Raw genomic sequence first — 21,868 nt, 5'->3', positions numbered from 1 at the left:
AAAATAAGGAAAAAATTAGTGCCTACACTGCATATTAAAAGTGAAAAAAATGCTTTTTCAAAAATAGTTCTTATGCCTGGTGATCCAATTAGAGCTAGATATATAGCTGAAAACTATTTAGACAATGTTGTTCAAGTGAACGATACTAGATTGATGTTAGCATATACAGGATATTTCAAAAATAAAAGAATTTCTATTATGAGTCATGGAATAGGTATACCTTCTGCATCTCTATACGTAAGAGAGTTGCTTACTGAATATAATGTAAAAAAAATTATTCGTATTGGAACCTGTGGTACTGTTCAAGATTATATAAAATTGCGGGATATCGTAATTAGTATGGGGGCATCAACTGATTCAAAAACTAATAGAATACGTTTTCGCAATCATGATTATGCTGCAATTGCAGATTTTGAGATGATTTTTCATTCTTTTTTAATATCTAAAAAAATGAACTTTAAAGTTCATATTGGTAATTTTTTTACAACAGATTCATTTTACGGAGAAGATGAAGATATGTTAAATATTTTAAAGAAATATAATATTATTGGAGTAGATATGGAGACTGCTGGAATATATTCTGTTGCCTCTGAACTTAACGCTCAAGCTTTATCAATTTGCACTGTTTCTGATCATATTATAAAAAAAGAATCTATTTCATCGGCAGATAGAGAATCTAGTTTTAATGATATGATTAATATTGCCTTAGAAGTTGCATTTTCTTTGTAAATAATTATTTTTTAAAAAAATATACTTTTAAAAAAGTTTACATTAAATTATAAAAAAATTTACCTTAAATTCCTTATGGTGAGAAAGGGATTCGAACCCTTGATACGTTTCCATATACACGCTTTCCAGGCGTGTTCCTTAAGCCTCTCGGACATCTCACCTCTGAAAATTTTTTAAAGAAATAATATTTAAACTTAAAAAACAAATTACGTCAAGTATTAAATTTTACTAAAAAATTTAATACGATTATATAAAAATTTATAAAGATATAAAATTTATTAAAAATGTAGAAAAAATATTGTAAATTAAAATAATAAATAAATTATAGAAACATCACGGTTTACTCTGATAGAATGTGTCTTACTTTAATAAAATTTTTATACCATAAAAAATTTAAATTACATTTTTGTAAATGTAGTATTATAAGTTTTTTTATCTCTTTTATTATATAAGGATGAAATATTTTCATGGAAAATTAATAAAAATATTTTAAGTATACAATTATCGTTAATTTAGAATATTTTAAAAAATTAATTTATTCTATTTTTAGCTTTTTTTTATGTCTTGCTAGCAAAATTGTTCAGCATCGATATTATTAACGAATTATCTTAGTAATAAAAATATGGCAGAAAAAAGAAATATATTTTTAATTGGACCGATGGGAGCTGGTAAAAGTACTATTGGTCGTCATTTATCTCAACAACTCAATATGGATTTTTTTGATTCTGACCAAGAAATTGAGAATCGTACTGGAGCAAATATAAGTTGGGTGTTTGATGTAGAAGGTGAACATGGTTTTCGTAAGAGGGAAGTAAAAATCATTGATGAACTTACAAAAAAACAAGGTATTATTCTTGCTACCGGTGGAGGTTCAGTAAAATTTAAAGAAAATAGAAATATTTTATCAGCTCGTGGTATTGTTGTATATTTAGAAACTACTATTGAAAAACAGTTATTACGTACAAAAAGAGATACCAAGAGACCATTATTACAATCTAATGTTTCTAATCGTACTATTTTAGAAAATTTAGCTCTTGAAAGAAATCCATTATATGAAGAAATAGCAGATTTTAAAATTCAAACTGATAATAAAAGCGCTAAATCTATCACATATCATATAATTAATTTTTTAGATAAAATTTAGTAAAATACTTTAAATAAAACAGTTAATAGAGCATAAATAGTTATGGAAAAGATAAAAGTAGTTTTAGGAAAGCGAAGTTATCCTATTAGCATAGGATCTGGTATTATTCAAGAAGATAATATTTTTTTTCCTTTAAAACCAGGAAATCAAGCTATGTTGATTACCAACAAGACATTAGCTAATCTTTTTAAAGATAAAGTTTTATTTCATCTCAGAAAATCAGGAATAAAAGTAGATCAAGTGATTCTTTCAGATGGAGAACAATTTAAAACATTAAATGAACTAGAAGTAATTATTTCTTCTTTATTAGAAAAAAGACATTCTCGTGATACCACTTTAATTGCGTTAGGAGGAGGTGTAATAGGTGATTTAACTGGATTTGCAGCAGCTATTTACCAGAGAGGTGTAAAATTTATTCAAATTCCTACTACTCTTTTATCTCAAGTAGATGCTTCCGTTGGTGGTAAAACTGGAGTGAACCATGTTCTTGGAAAAAATATGATTGGTTCTTTTTGGCAACCCTCTTCTGTTGTTATTGATATCGATTTTTTAAAAAAATTACCATATAATGAATTAATTTCTGGTATTGCAGAAGTGATCAAGTATGCTATTATTTTTGATGAAAAATTTTTTAATTGGTTAGAAGAAAACATTGAAAATTTATTACTACTTAATGATACATTAATGCCTTATTGTATAAAAAAATGTTGTGAACTTAAAGCAAAAATTATTTCTTTAGATGAAAGAGAAAATAATTTTAGAGCACTTTTAAATTTTGGTCATACCTATGGTCATGCTATTGAAGCTCATTCTGGGTATGGTAACTGGCTACATGGTGAAGCAATTTCAGTAGGTATGGTTATGGCATCTCGTACATCAGAGATGATGGGGTTTTTAAAAAAAGCAGATTATGAAAGAATATTGTCTTTATTAAAAAAGACAGGATTACCTATTAAAGGTCCTAAAAATATGTCTGCTGCATCATATTTGCCATATATGATGCGAGATAAAAAAGTGATTTCAGGAGAAATAAGATTAGTTCTTCCAATTTCTATTGGAAAAGCTAAAATTTATTCTGGAATTGATAAAAACATTATTTTAAATTCTATTAAATATTTTCAATAAATTATGAGTAATAAAAATTAAAATTTAAATAAATAAAATTTTTATTTTATTAATTTATCTACATATTAAATCTATTTTTTTATTTTTGAAAATTTATAAATAAAATTTATTTCTTTTATTTTTAATTGTATAAGAATTTAAAAATAAATTTCATAAATTTAATTTAATATATATATAAAAATATTTTTTTATATTTAATATGCTATTTAAAATGTCTTCTTTCATATATTTTTAATTAAAATAAAATTTTTTGAATGTATTATAAATTATTTGACTACATTTGCTCATTTTTAGAACTAATTAAAAATTAGTTAGAAAGTTTTAAATGTATTTAATATTTATTAAAAATAGGAAAATTTATATGAAAAAATTTTTTTTGGCACCTTCAATTTTATCTGCTGATTTTGCACGTTTAGGAAAAGATACAAAAAAAGTTATAGATGCAGGTGGAGATTGGATACATTTTGATGTGATGGATAATCATTATGTTCCCAATTTAACTATGGGTCCTATGATTTTAAAATCATTACGTGATTATAATATTACCGTTCCAATTGATGTACATTTAATGGTAAAACCTGTAGATAATTTAATCCCCCAATTCGCTAAAGCTGGAGCGAATTTTATTACTTTTCATCCAGAAGCAACAGATCATGTCGATCGCACTTTAAATTTAATTAAAGAGAATGGATGTAAAGCAGGATTAGCTTTTAACCCTTCTACTTCTCTTAATTTTCTTGATTATGTTATGCATAAATTGGATTTAATTTTGTTGATGTCTGTAAACCCTGGATTTAGCAGTCAATCTTTTTTGCCATCTACATTTAATAAATTACGTGAAGTAAGTAAAAAAATTGAACTTAATTCTTCTAATATTCTTTTAGAAGTCGATGGAGGAGTAAAATTGGATAATATTGCTGAAATAGCTTTTTCAGGCGCAAACGTTTTTGTTATTGGTTCTGCACTTTTTGGTCATACTAATTATGATATTATAATAAAAAAAATACGTGAGGAATTAAAATATGTTAACTCAAGATTTATTCATTAATTTTTTATATTTAGGATTACCCTCCAATGAACTCTAAGCCAATATTATTTAGTGCAGTTCAACCTTCTGGAGATTTAACTCTTGGGAATTATATAGGATCAATGCGTCATTGGTCTAAATTTCAAAATATTTATGATTGTATATATTGTATTGCCGATTTACATGCTTTAACTACATTAAATAAAAACTTTTCTTTAAAAAAATCAGTATTAGATACATTAGCGCTATATTTAGCTTGTGGAGTTGATCCTAATAAAAGCATTATTTTTATTCAGTCGCATGTTTATCAACATACTCAATTAAATTGGGTTTTAAGTTGTTTTAGTCAATTTGGTGAATTATCTCGAATGACACAATTTAAAAACAAAAAAAAGATACGAAATAATTGTATTGAAAATATAAACGTTGGACTATTTAATTATCCTATATTAATGTCATCCGATATTTTATTATATGAAACCAATCTAGTTCCAGTAGGACAAGATCAAAAACAACACTTAGAGTTAACTCGGAATATTGCCCATCGTTTTAATTTTTTATATGGAGATATATTTACTTTGCCTGAGCCGCTAATTGATATCAGCGGATCGAAAGTTATGTCTTTGTTAGAACCCAAAAAAAAAATGTCTAAATCAGATATGAATAAAAACAACGTAATTTTTTTATTAGAAGACATTTCTTCTATTTTTTTTAAAATAAAGAATGCCATTACAGATTCGCAAACACCACCTAAAATATATTATGATAAAAAAAGAAAATTAGGTATTTCAAATTTATTAGAAATTCTTTCTGCTATTACAAATAAAGAAATTAATATTTTAGAAAAGGAACTTAATGGTGTAATGTATAGCGAATTTAAAAATATTATTTTTGATAATATATCGCAATTTTTACGTAGATTACAAAAATCTTATTTAAATTATCGAAAAGATGAATCTTATTTAAAAAAAGTTGCTCAGGATGGAGCGATTAAAGCTCGATTAAAATCTGAGAAACTTTTAAAACGAGTTTATTCAATTATGGATATAGATTTATTTTTTAAATAAACCAGAAATGATTAATTTTTCTAGTTTATTTAATTATTTTTTTTAGTAAAATAGTTAAAGATAAAAATCTTATTTTAAGATGATTTTTCAAAAAAAAGCTTATTTTTTATTTTTGTAAAAATCAGAAGGGATAAAAAAAATACTATTCCGTACAATATATTTGAAAAAATTAAAGTTGCGTATAATCCTTTTTTTTCTACAATAGGACTAGTTATCATAAACGTCAGAAGTGTCCCAATTGTTCCGAAAAATAGTATTAAATTTATCAATTTAGAAGATGGTTTCTTTGTTTCTAATGATGCTAAAGTTATAATAATAGTATAAATAGCGCTAGAAAAAAAACCTAATCCAATAATAATAGACTGTAGTGTTAAGTAATTTTTGCTATGAATAAAAGAATACATAAGTATAGAAGAAATACCTGTTAAAAAAACAAACATTCGTTTTAAATTAAAAAATTTAATTATAAAACTGAAGCACCACATACCAATCATATAAGCCATCCAAAAATTACTTACTAAAGTACCAGTTTTTTTTATATTAATATTTATAATTTCAGTGGCATATTGAGGTACCCAAGAGATAAAACTTAATTGTCCTAAAATATATAACAGTGCTGAAATAGATAATAAAATTATATTCATATTATATTTAAATGTTGTTTTGCTTTTTACTTTTTCTTTAGTTTCTGGAAATTTTAAATTTATTGTTAAAATAAAAATAAATAAATAAATTGTTGATATAAATATATAAATCCAATACCATGAAAATTTTTTTTCTAATATGTAAGCAGTAATTATAGGGAATATCATGCCAGACATGCTAAAGAAAGAATCGGTAATTAATAATCTTGACCCTCTCTTTTCACCTGAATATAGATATGTAATAATAAAGGTACCAATAGACATTGTTATTCCGCTTACTAATCCAAGAATAAATATGTTAACAGAAAACGTAAAAATATTATTTGAAAAAATGATACCTAGTATTGCTATTATTGAAAGTAAAAAACCTAATATTAATTGCTTTTTTATTGATATTATGTTCGTTACCCAAGAATTTAATAAAATTGATATTAATATACCTGCATTTAAAAAAGTAAAAACATTACTCATTTTTGATATAGATAAACTAAAATAATTAGCAATATCTCCCATTATCATTCCAGTAACGACAATTAATGCACCTGTAAAAGCGTATGAAAAAAAACTAATCCATGTTAGTCCTATTTGGTTAATATTTTTCATATTTTACCTATTTTATAAAGATTATAATTTAATATATTTTCTATTTTTTTTATTTTTTTTTGAATATATTATTTGTTTATTATGCAAATAATTGTATCAATATGATAGCAAGTATAATAGTTGTTAATTTAACAGAATCTATTCGTATCTTTTTTAATTTGCTGATAAAATAAGTTTAATTTTAATAAAATTTAATGTATATTTTAATTTTATACATGTAACTATTTTAGTTTGTAATTTTTTATTATTTAAGTGAACATATTTTAGGAAATTTAATGATAGCAAAAAAAAAATTAATTACACGAGATAGTTTTGATAAACTAATTTTACCTTTTTACGATCCAGCATCCTTTATTCCAATAAAAGGAAAAGGTAGTCGTATTTGGGATCAACAAGGAAAGGAATATATTGATTTTTCGAGTGGTATTGCTGTGACATCATTAGGTCATTGTCATCCCTTACTAAATAAAATTTTAAGTCAACAGAGTAAAAAATTATGGCATATTAGTAATATTTTTACAAATGAACCAGCTTTACGGTTAGCTAAAAAATTAATTTCTTCTAGTTTTGCATCTCGTGTTTTTTTTGCAAATTCAGGTGCTGAGGCAAATGAAGCTGCATTTAAAATTGCTCGTTATTATTCATCTAAAGTATATCATTTAAAAAAAAATAAAATTATATCTTTCTATAACTCATTTCACGGTCGTACGTTTTTTACTGTTTCTGTAGGTGGACAATCAAAGTATTCTGATTATTTTGGACCAAAACCTCCATCAATTATGCACGCTGTATTTAACAAAATTTCCACTATTAAAGATATTATTGATAATAATACTGCTGCTGTTGTTATGGAACTAATTCAAGGAGAAGGGGGCATCATACCCGCAACGATTCCCTTTGTTCGGGAAATTAGAAAGTTATGTAACAAATATAATGCGCTATTGATTTTTGATGAAGTTCAAACTGGGATAGGTAGAACAGGAAAATTGTATGCATATGAGCATTATAAAGTAAAACCTGATATTTTAACTATTGCAAAATCTTTAGGTGGGGGTTTTCCAATAAGTGCAATGTTGACAACAAATAAAATTATTTCTGTAATTAAACCTGGTATTCACGGTACTACCTATGGGGGAAATCCTCTTGCCTGTTCTGTTGCTGAATCAGTAATGGATATTATCAATACTAAAAAAATTTTATTAGGCGTTGAAAAAAAATTAAAGAAAATACTTTTTGAATTAGAAATCATTAACAAACGTTTTGGATTATTTAAGGAAATACGAGGAAAAGGATTGCTTATTGGAATCGTGTTGCATTCTGAATTTGTTAAAAAAATACATGATATAATTAGATTGGCATTTTTAGAGGGGGTAATTTTTTTAACTGCAGGTCATAATGTTATTCGATTAGCACCTTCCTTAATTATTAGTAAAAAGGATATTACTGAAGGTATGAAACGTTTTTATCGTGCTTTGGAAAAATGTTTATAAAAAATTTAATTAAAAAAAAGTTATATTTTTTAATAGAAGGAATATAATATACTTATATTATTTTTATATCTATTATGCATTAATAATTTAAAGATAATTTAATTCCTAATCAAATTTTAATAAATTATACATATTAATGTATTGTTTTATTATTTCTTTTTATTAATAATTATTAACTTTTTATTTTTAACATATAAATAGTATAACAATTAAATAATTTTATTTTTTATATTTTAAATAATTTCAAATAAATTTTTTAATATATTAAGTAAATTTATTATTTTTATATTTTTTTCGGGGTAATACATGATTTTTTTTCTATTGAAAAGAATTTTATTATTATATTTAATTTTTTTTATTCCAATATCGTTTTCAGAAAACCTGCCTTTTTTAAACATTCAATCATATTCAGAAAAAAAAGAATTTTTTAAAAATGATAATGAAAAAGTAGGATACTCTTTAGGAGTATCTTTAGGTGATTATGTAAATCAATCTTTTCAAAGACAAAAAGATATAGGAATAAAATTAGATAAGAAAAGTATTTTATTGGGAGTAAAAGATGCTATTTCAGGTGATTTAAAGTTATCAAAACACGAGATTTCTATGATTCTAAAAAAATTAGAAGACAAAATAAAACGTATTACAGAAATTCAAATTAAAAAAAATGAAAAAGAAAATTTAGTTCAAGGACAATTATATATGAAAAAATTTTCTGAAGTAGAAGGAGTAAATAAAACACCTAGTGGTCTTTTATATGTTATTGAAAAAATAGGAGATGGACAAGAAGAAGTTAATAATAATACAGAAATTACTGTACATTATAAAGGATCTTTAATCAATGGTATAGAATTTGATAATTCTTATAAAAGAGGTCAGCCAATAAAAATAATGTTAAAAGATGTTATATTAGGTTGGCAAGAAGGTTTAAAATATATCAAAAAAGGTGGTAAAATAAAATTAATTATACCTCCAGAATTAGGATATGGAAATAATAAAATTAATGGAATTCCAGGAAATTCTACTTTGATTTTTGATATAGAACTGTTAGATATAAAAAATATTTCAAATTAATCTTCTTTGAATATCATCATAAATAATATATATCGAATTTAATATTTAGAAAAAGATATTTTAAAATGAATTATACAATTTTAGTTACCGGTTCCGCTTATGGAACACAAAATGCTAGTACAGCTTTCTTATTTTGTGAATCTTTAATAAAAATGTATCATACATTAAATAGCATTTTTTTTTATTTTGATGGAGTTTTAAATGCAAATAATTTTAATCAAACACCTATTGATGAATTTGATTTAGTTAGAGGATGGCAAAAATTACATGAAAAATATAAGGTAAAATTATATGTTTGTATTAGTGCAGCTCTAAGAAGAGGCGTTGTTGAAGATGAAGAATTATTAAAAAAAAATTTTAAAAAAGGCAATCTTGCTTCTTTTTTTCAGTTAAGTGGATTAATAGAATTAGCTAATTCTATAAAACTGTCTGATCGTATAATACAATTTTAATATAATATAATTTATTCCAATGAAAAAAATTGCTTTTGTTTTTTCTCATTCCCCTCATGGGACCAGTTTTGGAAAAGAAGGTTTAGACGCTATTTTGGGGGTTTCTTCGATTATAAAAAAAATTAGTTTGTTTTTTATTGGAGATGGGGTTTTACAACTTTTAAAAAGTTCTGGATCAGAAAATATTTTAGTACGTAATTATACAGCGTCCTTTTGTATTTTACCTATTTTTGGAATTGATAATTTTTATTGTTGTGCATCATCATTGATTGATAGAGGTTTATATTTTCATGATCAATTTATATTAAAAGTAAATATATTAAGTCAAGATTTTTTACGTTTAAAATTAGATGATCATGATGCCATAATTAATATTTAAGGTATACGAATATGTTACATACTTTAATAAATTCTCCTTTCAAAACTGATATTTCTCTTTTTTTAAAAATGTTAAAAAAAAAGATGATTTTTTAGCTCTACAAGATGGTGTTTTAATTGCATTAATTGATAATATTTTTTTAGAAAAAATAATTCTTTCTTCATCAAATCTTTATGTGATAAAAGAAGATGTATATGCTAGAGGTTTGCAAAAGAACATTTCTAGTCATTTTACTTTAATCAATTATATCCATTTTGTTTCGCTGACATTAAAACATAGACAACAAATGAGCTGGTAAAATATATTTATTTGTTTCTTGATTTATATATCCACTCCTCAAATTCTACATGATACAATATGACCTCAATTTTTTACATTATCTTAATATCATCATTCATATTACTTATAATAAATAAGGAGATTTTTAGATATGTCAACAGTTAATCAGTTGGTTCGTAAACCTCGTTTACGTAAAACAGTTAAAACCAACGTTCCTGCTTTAGAAAGCAGTCCGCAGAAAAGAGGAGTTTGTACTCGAGTATATACTACTACTCCCAAAAAGCCCAACTCAGCATTACGTAAAGTTTGTCGAGTAAGATTAACAAATGGTTTTGAAGTAACTGCTTATATTGGTGGAGAAGGACATAATTTGCAAGAACACTCAGTTGTTTTAATACGTGGTGGTCGAGTAAAAGATTTACCTGGAGTTCGTTATCATATTGTTAGAGGATCTTTAGATTGTGCTGGCGTGAAAGAGCGCAAAAAAGGACGTTCTAAATATGGTGTTAAAAGAATAAAAGTTTAATTCTATCTAAAAAAATAAATTTTTTATTTAATTAATGGAGTTTTTTTATGCCTCGTCGTCGTATTATTAGTACTCGTAAAATTTTACCAGATCCAAAGTTTTCTTCTGAATTATTAGCTAAATTTATTAATATTTTAATGATAAATGGAAAAAAATCTATTGCTGAAGCTATTGTTTATAGTGCATTAAAAAATTTATCTAAACGAACAGAGAAAAAAGAGTTAGAAGCATTTGAAATTGCTTTAGAAAATGTTCGTCCAGCAGTAGAAGTAAAATCTCGTCGTGTTGGTGGTTCAACATATCAGGTTCCAGTTGAAGTGCGACCAGTTCGTCGTAACGCGTTAGCTATGAGATGGATTGTTGATTCTGCACGTAAAAGAGCTGATAAATCAATGGCACTACGTTTATCAAACGAGTTATGTGATGCTGTTGAAAATAAAGGTGCATCTGTTAAAAAAAGAGAAGAAGTACATCGTATGGCTGAAGCTAATAAAGCTTTTGCTCATTATCGCTGGTGATTATTTTCAGGATATTTTCTAAAATATTTAATATTGAATTAATCATTTTATTTGACTTATACGTTGATACATTTAAAAATCTAAAGATGAGAAAATAATTATGTCTCGTATAACACCTATTTCTCAATACCGTAATATTGGAATTAGTGCTCATATAGATGCAGGGAAAACAACTACTACTGAAAGAATCTTATTTTATACTGGTATTAATCATAAAATTGGTGAAGTTCATGATGGTGCTGCAACTATGGATTGGATGGAACAAGAGCAAGAAAGAGGGATTACTATCACTTCTGCTGCTACTACTACTTTTTGGAGTGGTATGGCTAAACAGTTTTTACCTCATAGGATTAATATTATTGATACACCTGGACATGTTGACTTTACTATAGAAGTTGAACGTTCAATGCGCGTATTAGATGGTGCTGTAATGGTTTATTGTGCAGTAGGTGGTGTTCAACCTCAATCAGAAACTGTATGGCGACAGGCAAATAAGTACAATGTTCCTCGTATAGCTTTTATAAATAAAATGGATCGTATGGGTGCGAATTTTTTAAAAGTAGTAAAACAAATTAAAAATCGATTAGGAAGTCATCCCGTACCTCTTCAACTGGCTATTGGTGCAGAAGAAAATTTTCAAGGGGTTATAGATTTAATAAAAATGAAAGCTATTAAGTGGAAAGATTCTGATCAAGGTGCAACTTTTATTTATGATGATATTCCATTTAATATGCGTGAATTATCTGAAAAATGGCATCAAAATTTAATTGAATCAGCTGTTGAATCTAATGAAAATTTAATGGAAAAATATTTAAATGGAATTACATTGTCTGAAAAAGAAATAAAGTTAGCATTACGCAATCGATCTTTAAATAATGAAATTGTACTTATTACTTGTGGATCTGCCTTTAAAAATAAAGGTGTGCAAGCATTATTAGATGCAATAATTGAATATTTACCTGCTCCTAATGATGTTCAAGATATTAAAGGAAATTCAAGTAATCATGATACTACTATTTCTGTTAGATCTTCAAATGATGATGCTCCTTTTTCAGCTTTAGCATTCAAAATTGCTAATGATCCATTTGTAGGCAATTTAACATTTTTTCGAGTATATTCAGGGATAGTCAAATCTGGAGATACTGTTTTTAATTCTGTTAAATCGAAACGTGAAAGATTTGGTAGAATAGTACAAATGCATGCAAATAAAAGAGAAGAAATAAAAGAAGTATATGCAGGAGATATTGCAGCAGCTATTGGTTTAAAGGATGTTACTACTGGAGATACATTATGTGACTTAAATCAACCAATTGTATTAGAACGAATGGAATTTCCAGAACCAGTAATATCTATTTCTGTTGAACCTAAAACTAAAGCAGATCAAGAAAAAATGGGTTTAGCATTAGGTAGATTAGCTAAAGAAGATCCTTCATTCCGAGTTCGAACAGATCAAGAATCTAATCAAACAATCATTTCTGGAATGGGTGAATTACATTTAGAAATAATTGTTGATCGAATGAAACGAGAGTTTAGTGTTGATGCAAATGTTGGAAAACCACAGGTTGCATATCGTGAAACTATTCTTAACAAAGTTATAGATGTTGAAGGAAAACATATTAAACAATCTGGTGGAAGAGGTCAATATGGTCATGTTGTAATAGAATTATTTCCGTTGGAACCAGGAGGAAAAGGATATTTATTTATAAATGACATAAAAGGAGGTGTAATACCTAGTGAGTATATTTCAGCAATTGATAAAGGTATTCAAGAACAATTGAAATATGGCCCTTTAGCTGGATATCCTGTTGTGGATATAGGTGTGCGATTGTATTTCGGTTCATATCATGATGTTGATTCTTCTGAATTAGCGTTTAAATTAGCTGCTTCATTAGCATTTAGGGATGGATTTAAAAAAGCAAAACCAATTCTATTAGAACCTATTATGAAAGTAGAAGTAGAAACACCAGATGATTATATGGGAGATGTTATTGGTGATTTAAATCGTAGAAGAGGTATTATTGAAGGGATGAGTGATTTAGAGAGAGGAAAAATCATTAATGCATGTGTACCTTTATCTGAAATGTTTGGATATGCTACTGATTTACGTTCTCAGACTCAAGGTAGAGCTTCATATTCTATGGAATTTTTAAAATATGTAGAAGCGCCATCTATTATTTCTTCAGCAATTATTGATAAAAAAGAAAAATAATTTAATTTTTTTTAAAAAATTTAATTTTAAAAGGATAAAATAATGTCAAAAGAAAAATTTCAACGTTTAAAACCGCATATAAATGTCGGAACTATAGGTCATGTTGATCATGGAAAAACAACCTTGACAGCAGCGATTACAACTGTATTGTCAAAAAAATATGGTGGTTCTGCACGTGCTTTTGATCAGATAGATAATGCACCAGAAGAAAAAGCAAGAGGTATTACGATTAATACTTCTCATGTAGAATATGACACTGAGTCTAGGCATTATGCACATGTAGATTGTCCGGGTCATGCTGATTATATAAAAAACATGATTACTGGTGCTGCTCAAATGGATGGAGCAATTTTAGTCGTTGCTGCTACCGATGGTCCTATGCCTCAAACTCGAGAACATATTCTGCTTGGCAGACAAGTTGGAGTTCCTTATATTATTGTTTTTTTAAATAAATGTGATATGGTAGATGATGAAGAGTTACTAGAATTAGTTGAAATGGAAGTTCGTGATTTATTAACACAATATGATTTTCCTGGAGACGATACGCCTATTATACGAGGTTCTGCTCTTAAAGCTTTAGAAGGTGATGAACATTGGGAATCAAAAATACTTGATTTATCTAAATTTTTAGATAGTTATATACCCGAACCAAAAAGATTAATTGATCAACCGTTTCTTTTGCCTATAGAAGATGTTTTTTCCATATCAGGAAGAGGAACTGTTGTCACTGGAAGAGTAGAAAAAGGTATCATCAAAGTTGGAGAGGAAGTAGAAATTGTAGGTATTAAAAAAACCACTAAAACTACCTGTACGGGCGTCGAGATGTTTCGAAAATTATTGGATGAAGGTCGTGCTGGAGAAAATGTAGGTGTTTTACTTCGTGGTACGAAACGTGATGAAATTGAAAGAGGTCAAGTACTAGCAAAACCAGGTAGTATTCATCCACATACAACATTTGAGTCTGAAGTTTATGTTCTATCCAAAGAAGAAGGGGGACGTCATACTCCATTTTTTAAGGGATATCGTCCTCAGTTTTATTTTCGAACTACTGATGTAACTGGTTCCATTGAATTACCCGAAGGTGTAGAAATGGTTATGCCAGGAGACAATATTAAAATGACTGTTACTTTAATTCATCCTATTGCTATGGCCGACGGTTTACGATTTGCTATACGTGAAGGCGGTCGTACTGTTGGAGCTGGTGTTGTTGTTAAAGTTTTAGTTTGATTTTTTATACTATATCAGGTTGAATTTATTAAGAAAAGAGTATAAAATGCTCTTTTCTTGATTGATGTTAATCATAAATATAATAAATTTTAGGTGTAAAATGGAAAAATAAAAAAAATTTAAAAAATTTTTATATATAATTTTAAAAAAATCTACAATACTCCTGATATAGGAGTTATATAATATTTATTCATTAGATCTGATCTCTAAAAATTTATATTTTATAGAGAAAAGGTAAAATTTTTATTTTTAAAATAAAATTGGAGTTCTGATATTATGCAGAACCAAAGAATTCGTATTCGTTTAAAAGCTTTTGATCATAGATTAATTGATCAATCAACTACAGAAATTGTTGAAACTGCTAAGAGAACTGGTGCTCAAGTTCGCGGACCAATTCCTTTACCAACTCGTAAAGAACGTTTTACTATTTTAATTTCTCCACATGTAAATAAGGACGCACGTGATCAATACGAAATTCGTACACATAAGAGATTAATCGATATAGTAGAACCTACTGAAAAAACTGTGGATGCGCTTATGCGTCTGGATCTTGCTGCTGGTGTAGATGTTCAAATCAGTCTAGGTTAGTCAGATGTATAGATTACAAGGGTCTAGAAAATGATTGGTTTAATTGGTAAAAAAATAGGCATGACGCGTATTTTTACGAAGGAAGGAAATGCAATTCCTGTGACAGTAATTGAAATACAAGAAAATAGAATAACACAAATTAAAAATATTAAGACTGATAAATATTGTGCTATTCAAGTGACAACTGGTTCAAAAAAATTGAATAGACTTAAAAAATCTCAGTCAGGTCATTTTTTAAAATCAGGTGTTATTCCTGGTCGTGGTTTATGGGAATTTAGAATTCATAATAATGAAGATTTTAAAATTGGTCAGAATATAAAAATTGATATTTTTAATAATATTAAAAAAGTAGATATCACAGGAACTTCAAAAGGAAAGGGATTTTCTGGTACTGTAAAACGTTGGAATTTTAAAACTCAAGATGCAACACATGGTAATTCTTTGTCTCATAGAGTGCCAGGTTCTATCGGTCAGAATCAAACGCCAGGTAGAGTGTTTAAAGGAAAAAAAATGGCAGGGCACTTAGGTAACAATCGTGTTACAATTCAAAATTTAAATATAGTAAATATTGATGAAAATCGTAATTTACTTTTAGTGAAAGGTGCTGTTCCAGGACCTACCGGCAGTGATCTTATCGTCAAACCAGCTGTTAAGATTTAAGGAATAAGGAGTGAAGCATGGAATTAGTGATTAAAGACGTGCAAAGTCTTCTTAGTGTTTCTGAAATCATTTTTGGTCGCGATTTTAATGAAGATTTAGTTCACCAGGTGGTTATTGCTTATTCATCTGCTACTCGTCAAGGTACACGAGCACAAAAAAGTCGTGCCGATGTTTCGGGATCAGGTAAAAAACCATGGAGACAAAAAGGTACTGGTCGTGCACGCGCAGGTTCTTTTAGAAGTCCTATATGGAGATCAGGTGGAGTGACATTTGCCGCAAAACCACAAGAACATACTCAAAAAGTTAATAAAAAAATGTATCGTGGTGCACTAAAAAGCATTTTTTCTGAATTAATACGTCAAAAAAGATTAATTTTATTTGAAAAATTTTCATTAGACTGTCCTAAAACAAGTCTTTTAGTGAAAAAATTAAAAGAAATCAATTTAACTAGCGCGCTTATTTTAATTAAAAATTCAGATAATAATTTGTTTCTTGCATCTAGAAATTTATATTCAGTTGATGTGAAAAATGTATGTTCTATGGATCCAGTCAGTTTAATTGCTTTTGAGAATGTGATTATCACTGTTGAAGCCTTAAAGAAGGTAGAGGAAATTCTTTCATGATTTTTGCAGAACGTTTGTTTAAAGTTTTAATTTCTCCACATATATCTGAAAAATCCTCTATATCTATGGAAAAATTTAATACTGTAGTTTTAAAAGTGTCTAGAAAATCGACTAAACATGAAATTAAATATGCAGTACAAAAATTATTTAATATAGAAGTTGATACTATCAGAACAGTTTATGTGAAAGGAAAAAAAAAGCGTCAATCTAATCGTATTATTTCTAGAAAAGATTGGAAAAAAGCCTATATTAAAGTTAAAAAAGGTCAAAATTTAGATTTTATTGGAAATATAGAGTAGTCGGAGGAAAAACAAATGGCAATTGTTAAATGCAAACCGACATCTCCAGGTCGTCGTCATGTTATTAAAGTTGTAAATAAAGACCTATATAAAGGTAAACCATATTCTTTTCTTTTATCGAAAAAAAGTAAAAGTGGTGGACGAAATAATAATGGTAGAATAACAACGCGTCATATTGGTGGTGGGCATAAAAGAGCATATCGAATAGTAGATTTTAAAAGAAATAAAGATAATATAGAAGCTTCAGTAGAGCGTTTAGAATACGATCCTAATCGTTCATCTAATATTGCTTTAATATTATATAAAGATGGGAAGCGAGATTATATTTTAGCACCTAAAAATTTAAAAGTAGGAGATACTATTTTATCCGGAGTAAATATTCCTATTAAAGTAGGTAATGCTTTACCTATTAAAAACATTCCAGTTGGTTCTTCTATTCATAACGTAGAAATGAAGCCAGGAAAAGGTGGACAAATAGCTCGTTCTGCTGGTAGTTATGTACAATTAGTTGCGTGCGATAAAGATTATGCAACTTTAAGACTTCGATCTGGTGAAATGCGAAAAATTGAATCTAAATGCAGAGCTACTATTGGCGAAGTGGGCAACTCTGAACATATGTTGAAGGTATTAGGTAAGGCAGGAGCATCACGTTGGATAGGAATTCGACCAACTGTTCGTGGTACAGCTATGAATCCTGTTGATCATCCTCATGGAGGTGGTGAAGGAAGAAACTTTGGAAAACATCCTGTAACTCCTTGGGGAGTGCAAACTAAGGGTAAAAAAACTCGCAAAAACAAGCGCACTGAAAAATTTATTTTACGTCATCGTCATAAATAACTTTAGAGGATAATTCATGCCCCGTTCTCTTAAAAAAGGACCCTTTATTGATTTAAGTTTATTAAAAAAAGTTGAAAAATCAGTTAAAAAAAATGATAAAAAACCTTTAAAAACTTGGTCAAGACGTTCAACAATATTTCCTAACATGGTAGGTTTAACGATATCTATTCACAACGGACGTCATCATATTCCAATTTTTATTACTGAAGAAATGGTTGGACATAAATTGGGTGAGTTTTCTTTAACTCGCACTTACAGAGGGCATACTGCTGATAAAAAAGTAAAAAAACGTTAGATAAAAAATGAGGAATGCATGAAAACTTTAGCTCAACATCGTCAAGCTCGTTGTTCTGCTCAAAAAATTCGCTTAATAGCAGATTTAATTCGTGGTAAAAAAGTTCCAAAAGCATTGGACATTTTAAGTTTTAACAATAAAAAATCTGCCATTTTAGTTAAAAAAGTACTTGAATCTGCTATAGCAAATGCTGAACATAATGATGGTGCGGATATAGATAAGTTAAAAATAATTCAAATATTTGTTGATGAAGGCTCAACAATGAAAAGAATGATGCCACGTGCTAAAGGACGGGCAGATCGTATTTTAAAACGTACTAGTCATATTACTGTAATTGTGTCTGATCGTTAACATTTTGGAGAAAAAGATAAATGGGTCAAAAAGTACATCCTAATGGTATGCGACTGGGTATAATAAAAAAATGGAATTCTGTATGGTTTGCAAATAGTAAAGATTTTGCTGATCATTTAGATGGTGATTATAGAGTTCGTCAATTTTTGATGAAAAAATTAATTAAAGCATCAATTTCCCGTATTATTATTGAAAGACCAGCTAAAAGCATTCGTGTTACTATTTATACAGCTAGACCAGGCATTGTAATTGGCAAAAAAGGAGAAGATGTAGAAAAATTAAGGATAAAAATTGCACAAATTACTGGTGTTCCAGCTCAAATAAATATTTCTGAAGTACGAAAACCAGAATTAGATGCAAAACTTGTTTCAGAAAGTATTACTTCACAGTTAGAAAGACGAGTCATGTTTCGAAGAGCTATGAAAAGGTCTGTTCAAAATGCTATGAGACAAGGTGCAAAAGGTATTAAAGTGGAAGTTAGCGGTCGATTAGGAGGTGCGGAAATTGCTCGTAGAGAATGGTATAGAGAAGGAAGAGTACCATTGCATACTCTTCGTGCAGATATTGATTATAATATTTCGGAAGCACATACAACATATGGTGTAATAGGCGTAAAAGTGTGGATTTTTAAAGGTGAAATATTAGGTGGAATGTCAACTGTTGAAAATCTAGAAAAACCTTTTGTTTCAACAAAAAAACAACATCGTAAAAATCGCAGGTAGGAGAATTTATTAATGTTACAACCAAAACGCACTAAATTTCGTAAAATGCACAAAGGACGAAATCGCGGACTTTCTATTGGTGGTAAAATTAGTTTTGGCACGTTTGGATTACAAGCAATTGATCGAGGTCGATTGACAGCTAGACAAATTGAATCTGCACGTAGAGCGATAACACGTTGTATTAAAAGACAAGGAAAAGTTTGGATACGTATCTTTCCTGACAAACCTATTACGCAAAAGCCATTAGAAGTTAGAATGGGGAAGGGAAAAGGTAATGTTGAATATTGGGTAGCTTTAGTTCAACCTGGTACAATTCTTTATGAGATGGATGGAGTTTCTGAAGAAGAATCACGTATTGCATTTAAGCTTGCTTCAGCAAAACTACCTGTTAAAACTACTTTTATAACAAAAACGGTGATGTAATGAATGAATTGACAGATTATCGAAAAAAAAACTGCCAAGATCTTAATATAGAACTTCTACAATTATTAAGAGAGCAATTTAATCTTCGTATGCAATCAGCATCTGGAAAATTAAAACAATCACATTTATTACGTAAAGTTAGAAGAAACATTGCACAAGTAAAAACATTGTTAATTCAAAAGGACAAGATAAAATGACAGAGAAAATACGAACTTTACAGGGTCGTGTTAAAAGTAACAAAATGAATAAATCTGCTGTTGTTGCAATCGAACGTTTTGTAAAACATCCAATTTATAGAAAATTTATCAAAAAAACTACAAAATTACATATTCACGATGAGAATAATGAATGTTCTATTGGTGATATAATAGAGATTCGTGAGTCTAGACCAATTTCTAAAACAAAATCTTGGAGTTTAGTAAAAATTATTGAAAAAAACATTTTTTAAAAATTATTTTTAAAAACATGAACAAACTTAGGTCTGCTCATGTTTTCTATTAATGTGTAATAACTAGTGCTATAATATCTTAATTTTTTTAATTAGATAATTATAATTATTCGGAAATTAACAAAGATGATTCAAGAACAAACTATTTTAAATGTAGCCGATAATTCTGGCGCACGTTCCGCTATGTGTATTAAGGTATTAGGTGGTTCTCGTCGTCGATATGCTGGTATTGGTGACATAATTAAAATTACAATAAAAGAAGCTATACCTCGTGGTAAAGTGAAAAAAGGAGAAGTATTAAAAGCTGTCGTTGTTCGAACAAAAAAAGGAGTAAGACGATCTGACGGTTCTGTTATTCGTTTTGACAACAATGCTTGTGTGGTTTTAAATAATAATGAGCAACCTGTCGGTACTCGTATTTTTGGCCCAGTTACTCGTGAACTTAGAACTGAAAAATTCATGAAAATTATTTCTTTAGCTCCTGAAGTTTTATAATACATTTAAATAAGGAGTAAAAAATGGCATTAAAATTGCGTCGTAATGATAAAATTATTATTTTAACAGGAAAAGATAAAGGGAAAAAAGGTGTTATTAAAAATGTTCTATCCTCTAATAAAGTTATTATTAGTGGTTTAAATTTGATTAAAAAGCATCAAAAACCAATTCCAGCTCAAAATAAAATTGGTGGTATTGTTAAAAAGGAAGCGCCTATTCAAATATCAAATATAGCTATTTTTAATCCGGAATCTAATAAAGCAGATCGAATTGGTTTTAGATTTAAAGAAGGAAAAAAAATCCGTTTTTTTAAATCTAATGGAAAAGAAGTTAAATAGTTTTGGAGTAATATAATGTCTACATTATATAATTATTATAAGTCGAAAGTAGTTAAAAATCTTATGATGGAATTAAATTACAAATCTATTATGCAGGTTCCTAAAATCGATAAAATTACTTTAAATATGGGAGTAGGTGCTGCTGCTTCTGATAAAAAAGTATTAGATAATGCTGTTTTAGATTTAACGGCAATATCTGGACAAAAACCTATTATTACTAAAGCGCGAAAATCTGTAGCAGGTTTTAAAATTCGTCAAGATTATCCAATTGGTTGCAAAGTAACATTACGTGGAAAAAGAAAATGGGAATTTTTTGAACGTCTTATTATTATTGCTATTCCCCGAATTCGAGATTTTAGAGGTTTGTCAAGTAACTCTTTTGATGGTAGAGGAAACTATAGTTTAGGAATTCGAGAACAAATTATTTTTCCTGAAATTGATTATGATAAAATTGATCGTGTTCGTGGTTTAGATATTACTATTACTACTACTGCAAAATCTAATCATGCCGCCTATTTGTTACTATCTGCTTTTAATTTTCCTTTTCGTAAAAAAAATAAGGTGATCTAATGGCTAAGCAATCAATGAAAGAACGTGAAATAAAACGTGTAAAATTAGCTAATAAGTTTTATGCACAACGTGTTGCATTAAAAAATATTATTACTAATACTAAATTGTCGGAAGAAGAACGTTGGTCAGCAGTATTAAAATTACAAGTTTTTCCAAGAGATTCTAGTCCATCTCGTCAAAGAAATAGATGTCGTCAAACTGGTCGCCCACATGCTTTTATTCGCAAATTTGGACTTAGTCGTATTAAAGTAAGAGAAGCAGCAATGAAAGGTGAAATCCCTGGTTTAAAAAAAGCAAGTTGGTAATTTTTTTAATTTTGGAGTATTTTAAAAATGAGTATGCAAGATCCAGTCGCAGATATGCTCACTCGCATTCGAAATGGTCAATCAGCAAACAAACGTTCTATTAAAATGCCTTTTTCTAAGTTAAAAAGTTCTATTGTTAAATTATTAAAAGAAGAAGGTTATATTGAAAGTTTTAATATTCAGGGTTCTAAAAAATTAGAGATAGAAGTTATTTTAAAATATTTTAAAGGTAAATCTGTAATAGAAATGATTCAACGTATTAGCAGACCAAGTTTAAGAATATATAAGAAAAAAAACGATTTGCCTAAAGTAATGGCAGGATTAGGAATTGCAATAATTTCTACTTCTCAAGGTGTTATGACAGATTTAACAGCACGTAGTCTTGGTTTGGGTGGTGAAATTATATGCTATGTGGCTTAATGGG

31 protein-coding genes and 1 tRNA gene are annotated in these 21,868 nt (G+C 28.1%); 30 read left to right on the top strand and 2 right to left on the bottom strand.

All coding sequences use genetic code 11. The features are described from left to right. Nucleotides 1-18: 18 nt before the first annotated feature. Nucleotides 19-729, top strand: a complete 711-nt coding sequence (deoD, locus tag AB4W74_RS02745) for a purine-nucleoside phosphorylase (RefSeq protein WP_367681923.1) — start codon at nucleotides 19-21, stop codon at nucleotides 727-729. 76 nt (nucleotides 730-805) lie between these two features. On the opposite strand, the gene AB4W74_RS02740 is transcribed toward deoD, so the two are convergent. After that, a tRNA-Ser gene (locus tag AB4W74_RS02740) sits at nucleotides 806-890 on the bottom strand. A gap of 461 nt (nucleotides 891-1,351) precedes the next feature. On the opposite strand from AB4W74_RS02740, the gene aroK reads away from it, so the two are divergent. The 4 genes from aroK to trpS all read left to right on the top strand — a co-directional run bounded on the left by aroK (nucleotide 1,352) and on the right by trpS (nucleotide 5,092). After that, nucleotides 1,352-1,873, top strand: coding sequence for a shikimate kinase AroK (aroK, locus tag AB4W74_RS02735; protein WP_367681922.1), 522 nt, complete (start codon nucleotides 1,352-1,354; stop codon nucleotides 1,871-1,873). Nucleotides 1,874-1,915: 42 nt separating this feature from the next. Further along, nucleotides 1,916-2,998: a 3-dehydroquinate synthase gene (aroB, locus tag AB4W74_RS02730; RefSeq protein ID WP_367681921.1), complete on the top strand. Its 1,083-nt coding sequence runs from the start codon at nucleotides 1,916-1,918 to the stop codon at nucleotides 2,996-2,998. A gap of 361 nt (nucleotides 2,999-3,359) precedes the next feature. Further along, nucleotides 3,360-4,046 (top strand): ribulose-phosphate 3-epimerase, encoded by a 687-nt coding sequence (gene rpe / locus AB4W74_RS02725; RefSeq protein ID WP_367681920.1) that lies wholly within the window; start codon nucleotides 3,360-3,362, stop codon nucleotides 4,044-4,046. A 26-nt stretch (nucleotides 4,047-4,072) separates the two neighbouring features. Next, nucleotides 4,073-5,092 carry a tryptophan--tRNA ligase gene (gene trpS / locus AB4W74_RS02720; RefSeq protein WP_367681919.1) on the top strand — a complete coding sequence of 340 codons (1,020 nt, stop codon included), beginning with the start codon at nucleotides 4,073-4,075 and terminating at the stop codon, nucleotides 5,090-5,092. A gap of 74 nt (nucleotides 5,093-5,166) precedes the next feature. Here the strand turns inward: trpS and tsgA are convergent, their stop codons facing one another. Further along, nucleotides 5,167-6,339 (bottom strand): MFS transporter TsgA, encoded by a 1,173-nt coding sequence (gene tsgA / locus AB4W74_RS02715; protein ID WP_367681918.1) that lies wholly within the window; start codon nucleotides 6,337-6,339, stop codon nucleotides 5,167-5,169. Between the two features lie 275 nt (nucleotides 6,340-6,614). On the opposite strand from tsgA, the gene AB4W74_RS02710 reads away from it, so the two are divergent. From AB4W74_RS02710 to rpsH, 25 genes are all read left to right on the top strand, one after another. After that, a complete protein-coding gene (locus AB4W74_RS02710; RefSeq protein ID WP_367681917.1) occupies nucleotides 6,615-7,829 on the top strand; it encodes an aspartate aminotransferase family protein in 1,215 nt (404 codons plus the stop codon). A gap of 306 nt (nucleotides 7,830-8,135) precedes the next feature. Further along, nucleotides 8,136-8,900 (top strand): FKBP-type peptidyl-prolyl cis-trans isomerase, encoded by a 765-nt coding sequence (gene fkpA / locus AB4W74_RS02705; RefSeq protein WP_367681916.1) that lies wholly within the window; start codon nucleotides 8,136-8,138, stop codon nucleotides 8,898-8,900. Between the two features lie 65 nt (nucleotides 8,901-8,965). Next, a complete protein-coding gene (gene tusD, locus AB4W74_RS02700) occupies nucleotides 8,966-9,352 on the top strand; it encodes a sulfurtransferase complex subunit TusD (RefSeq protein ID WP_367681915.1) in 387 nt (128 codons plus the stop codon). A gap of 19 nt (nucleotides 9,353-9,371) precedes the next feature. After that, nucleotides 9,372-9,731: a sulfurtransferase complex subunit TusC gene (tusC, locus tag AB4W74_RS02695; protein ID WP_367681914.1), complete on the top strand. Its 360-nt coding sequence runs from the start codon at nucleotides 9,372-9,374 to the stop codon at nucleotides 9,729-9,731. 115 nt (nucleotides 9,732-9,846) lie between these two features. After that, complete coding sequence (gene tusB, locus AB4W74_RS02690; RefSeq protein ID WP_367682259.1) at nucleotides 9,847-10,029, top strand: sulfurtransferase complex subunit TusB; 183 nt, start codon at nucleotides 9,847-9,849, stop codon at nucleotides 10,027-10,029. Nucleotides 10,030-10,161: 132 nt separating this feature from the next. Next, complete coding sequence (gene rpsL / locus AB4W74_RS02685; RefSeq protein ID WP_367681913.1) at nucleotides 10,162-10,536, top strand: 30S ribosomal protein S12; 375 nt, start codon at nucleotides 10,162-10,164, stop codon at nucleotides 10,534-10,536. A 47-nt stretch (nucleotides 10,537-10,583) separates the two neighbouring features. After that, nucleotides 10,584-11,054 (top strand): 30S ribosomal protein S7, encoded by a 471-nt coding sequence (gene rpsG / locus AB4W74_RS02680; RefSeq protein ID WP_367681912.1) that lies wholly within the window; start codon nucleotides 10,584-10,586, stop codon nucleotides 11,052-11,054. Nucleotides 11,055-11,154: 100 nt separating this feature from the next. Then, nucleotides 11,155-13,263 (top strand): elongation factor G, encoded by a 2,109-nt coding sequence (gene fusA / locus AB4W74_RS02675; protein ID WP_367681911.1) that lies wholly within the window; start codon nucleotides 11,155-11,157, stop codon nucleotides 13,261-13,263. 42 nt (nucleotides 13,264-13,305) lie between these two features. Then, nucleotides 13,306-14,490, top strand: a complete 1,185-nt coding sequence (gene tuf / locus AB4W74_RS02670) for an elongation factor Tu (protein WP_367681910.1) — start codon at nucleotides 13,306-13,308, stop codon at nucleotides 14,488-14,490. Between the two features lie 276 nt (nucleotides 14,491-14,766). Next, nucleotides 14,767-15,078: a 30S ribosomal protein S10 gene (gene rpsJ, locus AB4W74_RS02665; RefSeq protein ID WP_053940444.1), complete on the top strand. Its 312-nt coding sequence runs from the start codon at nucleotides 14,767-14,769 to the stop codon at nucleotides 15,076-15,078. 30 nt (nucleotides 15,079-15,108) lie between these two features. Then, nucleotides 15,109-15,738, top strand: coding sequence for a 50S ribosomal protein L3 (rplC, locus tag AB4W74_RS02660; RefSeq protein ID WP_367681909.1), 630 nt, complete (start codon nucleotides 15,109-15,111; stop codon nucleotides 15,736-15,738). A gap of 17 nt (nucleotides 15,739-15,755) precedes the next feature. Then, nucleotides 15,756-16,361, top strand: a complete 606-nt coding sequence (gene rplD, locus AB4W74_RS02655; RefSeq protein ID WP_367681908.1) for a 50S ribosomal protein L4 — start codon at nucleotides 15,756-15,758, stop codon at nucleotides 16,359-16,361. Continuing rightward, nucleotides 16,358-16,660: a 50S ribosomal protein L23 gene (gene rplW / locus AB4W74_RS02650; RefSeq protein ID WP_367681907.1), complete on the top strand. Its 303-nt coding sequence runs from the start codon at nucleotides 16,358-16,360 to the stop codon at nucleotides 16,658-16,660. Before rplD ends, rplW begins: the two co-directional genes overlap by 4 nt. 15 nt (nucleotides 16,661-16,675) lie before the next feature. After that, nucleotides 16,676-17,497 (top strand): 50S ribosomal protein L2, encoded by an 822-nt coding sequence (rplB, locus tag AB4W74_RS02645; RefSeq protein ID WP_367681906.1) that lies wholly within the window; start codon nucleotides 16,676-16,678, stop codon nucleotides 17,495-17,497. A 16-nt stretch (nucleotides 17,498-17,513) separates the two neighbouring features. Then, nucleotides 17,514-17,792 (top strand): 30S ribosomal protein S19, encoded by a 279-nt coding sequence (gene rpsS, locus AB4W74_RS02640; RefSeq protein ID WP_367681905.1) that lies wholly within the window; start codon nucleotides 17,514-17,516, stop codon nucleotides 17,790-17,792. 18 nt (nucleotides 17,793-17,810) lie between these two features. Beyond that, a complete protein-coding gene (gene rplV / locus AB4W74_RS02635; protein ID WP_367681904.1) occupies nucleotides 17,811-18,143 on the top strand; it encodes a 50S ribosomal protein L22 in 333 nt (110 codons plus the stop codon). A gap of 20 nt (nucleotides 18,144-18,163) precedes the next feature. Further along, nucleotides 18,164-18,865 carry a 30S ribosomal protein S3 gene (gene rpsC / locus AB4W74_RS02630; RefSeq protein WP_367681903.1) on the top strand — a complete coding sequence of 234 codons (702 nt, stop codon included), beginning with the start codon at nucleotides 18,164-18,166 and terminating at the stop codon, nucleotides 18,863-18,865. A 12-nt stretch (nucleotides 18,866-18,877) separates the two neighbouring features. Next, nucleotides 18,878-19,288 (top strand): 50S ribosomal protein L16, encoded by a 411-nt coding sequence (rplP, locus tag AB4W74_RS02625; RefSeq protein ID WP_367681902.1) that lies wholly within the window; start codon nucleotides 18,878-18,880, stop codon nucleotides 19,286-19,288. Continuing rightward, nucleotides 19,288-19,485, top strand: a complete 198-nt coding sequence (gene rpmC / locus AB4W74_RS02620; RefSeq protein WP_367681901.1) for a 50S ribosomal protein L29 — start codon at nucleotides 19,288-19,290, stop codon at nucleotides 19,483-19,485. Before rplP ends, rpmC begins: the two co-directional genes overlap by 1 nt. After that, nucleotides 19,482-19,736, top strand: coding sequence for a 30S ribosomal protein S17 (gene rpsQ / locus AB4W74_RS02615; RefSeq protein WP_367681900.1), 255 nt, complete (start codon nucleotides 19,482-19,484; stop codon nucleotides 19,734-19,736). The genes rpmC and rpsQ overlap by 4 nt, the downstream gene beginning before the upstream one ends. Before the next feature lie 126 nt (nucleotides 19,737-19,862). Further along, nucleotides 19,863-20,231, top strand: coding sequence for a 50S ribosomal protein L14 (rplN, locus tag AB4W74_RS02610; RefSeq protein ID WP_367681899.1), 369 nt, complete (start codon nucleotides 19,863-19,865; stop codon nucleotides 20,229-20,231). Between the two features lie 23 nt (nucleotides 20,232-20,254). Next, entirely contained in the window at nucleotides 20,255-20,569 is a 315-nt protein-coding gene (gene rplX / locus AB4W74_RS02605; RefSeq protein ID WP_367681898.1) for a 50S ribosomal protein L24, read from the top strand. 15 nt (nucleotides 20,570-20,584) lie between these two features. Continuing rightward, complete coding sequence (gene rplE / locus AB4W74_RS02600) at nucleotides 20,585-21,139, top strand: 50S ribosomal protein L5 (RefSeq protein ID WP_367681897.1); 555 nt, start codon at nucleotides 20,585-20,587, stop codon at nucleotides 21,137-21,139. Then, nucleotides 21,139-21,444 (top strand): 30S ribosomal protein S14, encoded by a 306-nt coding sequence (gene rpsN / locus AB4W74_RS02595; protein WP_367681896.1) that lies wholly within the window; start codon nucleotides 21,139-21,141, stop codon nucleotides 21,442-21,444. Before rplE ends, rpsN begins: the two co-directional genes overlap by 1 nt. Before the next feature lie 27 nt (nucleotides 21,445-21,471). Continuing rightward, nucleotides 21,472-21,864 (top strand): 30S ribosomal protein S8, encoded by a 393-nt coding sequence (gene rpsH, locus AB4W74_RS02590; RefSeq protein ID WP_367681895.1) that lies wholly within the window; start codon nucleotides 21,472-21,474, stop codon nucleotides 21,862-21,864. Nucleotides 21,865-21,868: the final 4 nt, after the last annotated feature.

Source organism: Buchnera aphidicola (Hyalopterus amygdali) (genome assembly GCF_964059015.1).
GTDB classification, from domain to species: domain Bacteria; phylum Pseudomonadota; class Gammaproteobacteria; order Enterobacterales; family Enterobacteriaceae; genus Buchnera; species Buchnera aphidicola_BN.
Note: the sequence above shows the minus strand (reverse complement) of the source record. Positions and strands in the feature narration are given on the sequence as shown.

Coding starts and splice junctions, on each gene's coding strand:
- rpsJ (WP_053940444.1), top strand. CDS start 14,767: ATGCAGAACCAAAGAATTCGTATTCGTTTAAAAGCTTTTGATCATAGA.
- trpS (WP_367681919.1), top strand. CDS start 4,073: ATGAACTCTAAGCCAATATTATTTAGTGCAGTTCAACCTTCTGGAGAT.
- rpsC (WP_367681903.1), top strand. CDS start 18,164: ATGGGTCAAAAAGTACATCCTAATGGTATGCGACTGGGTATAATAAAA.
- rpsS (WP_367681905.1), top strand. CDS start 17,514: ATGCCCCGTTCTCTTAAAAAAGGACCCTTTATTGATTTAAGTTTATTA.
- aroK (WP_367681922.1), top strand. CDS start 1,352: ATGGCAGAAAAAAGAAATATATTTTTAATTGGACCGATGGGAGCTGGT.
- rplP (WP_367681902.1), top strand. CDS start 18,878: ATGTTACAACCAAAACGCACTAAATTTCGTAAAATGCACAAAGGACGA.
- aroB (WP_367681921.1), top strand. CDS start 1,916: ATGGAAAAGATAAAAGTAGTTTTAGGAAAGCGAAGTTATCCTATTAGC.
- rpsG (WP_367681912.1), top strand. CDS start 10,584: ATGCCTCGTCGTCGTATTATTAGTACTCGTAAAATTTTACCAGATCCA.
- tsgA (WP_367681918.1), bottom strand. CDS start 6,339: ATGAAAAATATTAACCAAATAGGACTAACATGGATTAGTTTTTTTTCA.
- rplC (WP_367681909.1), top strand. CDS start 15,109: ATGATTGGTTTAATTGGTAAAAAAATAGGCATGACGCGTATTTTTACG.
- rplV (WP_367681904.1), top strand. CDS start 17,811: ATGAAAACTTTAGCTCAACATCGTCAAGCTCGTTGTTCTGCTCAAAAA.
- rpsL (WP_367681913.1), top strand. CDS start 10,162: ATGTCAACAGTTAATCAGTTGGTTCGTAAACCTCGTTTACGTAAAACA.
- AB4W74_RS02710 (WP_367681917.1), top strand. CDS start 6,615: ATGATAGCAAAAAAAAAATTAATTACACGAGATAGTTTTGATAAACTA.
- tusD (WP_367681915.1), top strand. CDS start 8,966: ATGAATTATACAATTTTAGTTACCGGTTCCGCTTATGGAACACAAAAT.
- rplW (WP_367681907.1), top strand. CDS start 16,358: ATGATTTTTGCAGAACGTTTGTTTAAAGTTTTAATTTCTCCACATATA.
- rpmC (WP_367681901.1), top strand. CDS start 19,288: ATGAATGAATTGACAGATTATCGAAAAAAAAACTGCCAAGATCTTAAT.
- fusA (WP_367681911.1), top strand. CDS start 11,155: ATGTCTCGTATAACACCTATTTCTCAATACCGTAATATTGGAATTAGT.
- fkpA (WP_367681916.1), top strand. CDS start 8,136: ATGATTTTTTTTCTATTGAAAAGAATTTTATTATTATATTTAATTTTT.
- rpsN (WP_367681896.1), top strand. CDS start 21,139: ATGGCTAAGCAATCAATGAAAGAACGTGAAATAAAACGTGTAAAATTA.
- rpsQ (WP_367681900.1), top strand. CDS start 19,482: ATGACAGAGAAAATACGAACTTTACAGGGTCGTGTTAAAAGTAACAAA.
- rplE (WP_367681897.1), top strand. CDS start 20,585: ATGTCTACATTATATAATTATTATAAGTCGAAAGTAGTTAAAAATCTT.
- tuf (WP_367681910.1), top strand. CDS start 13,306: ATGTCAAAAGAAAAATTTCAACGTTTAAAACCGCATATAAATGTCGGA.
- rplD (WP_367681908.1), top strand. CDS start 15,756: ATGGAATTAGTGATTAAAGACGTGCAAAGTCTTCTTAGTGTTTCTGAA.
- tusC (WP_367681914.1), top strand. CDS start 9,372: ATGAAAAAAATTGCTTTTGTTTTTTCTCATTCCCCTCATGGGACCAGT.
- rplN (WP_367681899.1), top strand. CDS start 19,863: ATGATTCAAGAACAAACTATTTTAAATGTAGCCGATAATTCTGGCGCA.
- rplX (WP_367681898.1), top strand. CDS start 20,255: ATGGCATTAAAATTGCGTCGTAATGATAAAATTATTATTTTAACAGGA.
- rplB (WP_367681906.1), top strand. CDS start 16,676: ATGGCAATTGTTAAATGCAAACCGACATCTCCAGGTCGTCGTCATGTT.
- rpsH (WP_367681895.1), top strand. CDS start 21,472: ATGAGTATGCAAGATCCAGTCGCAGATATGCTCACTCGCATTCGAAAT.
- rpe (WP_367681920.1), top strand. CDS start 3,360: ATGAAAAAATTTTTTTTGGCACCTTCAATTTTATCTGCTGATTTTGCA.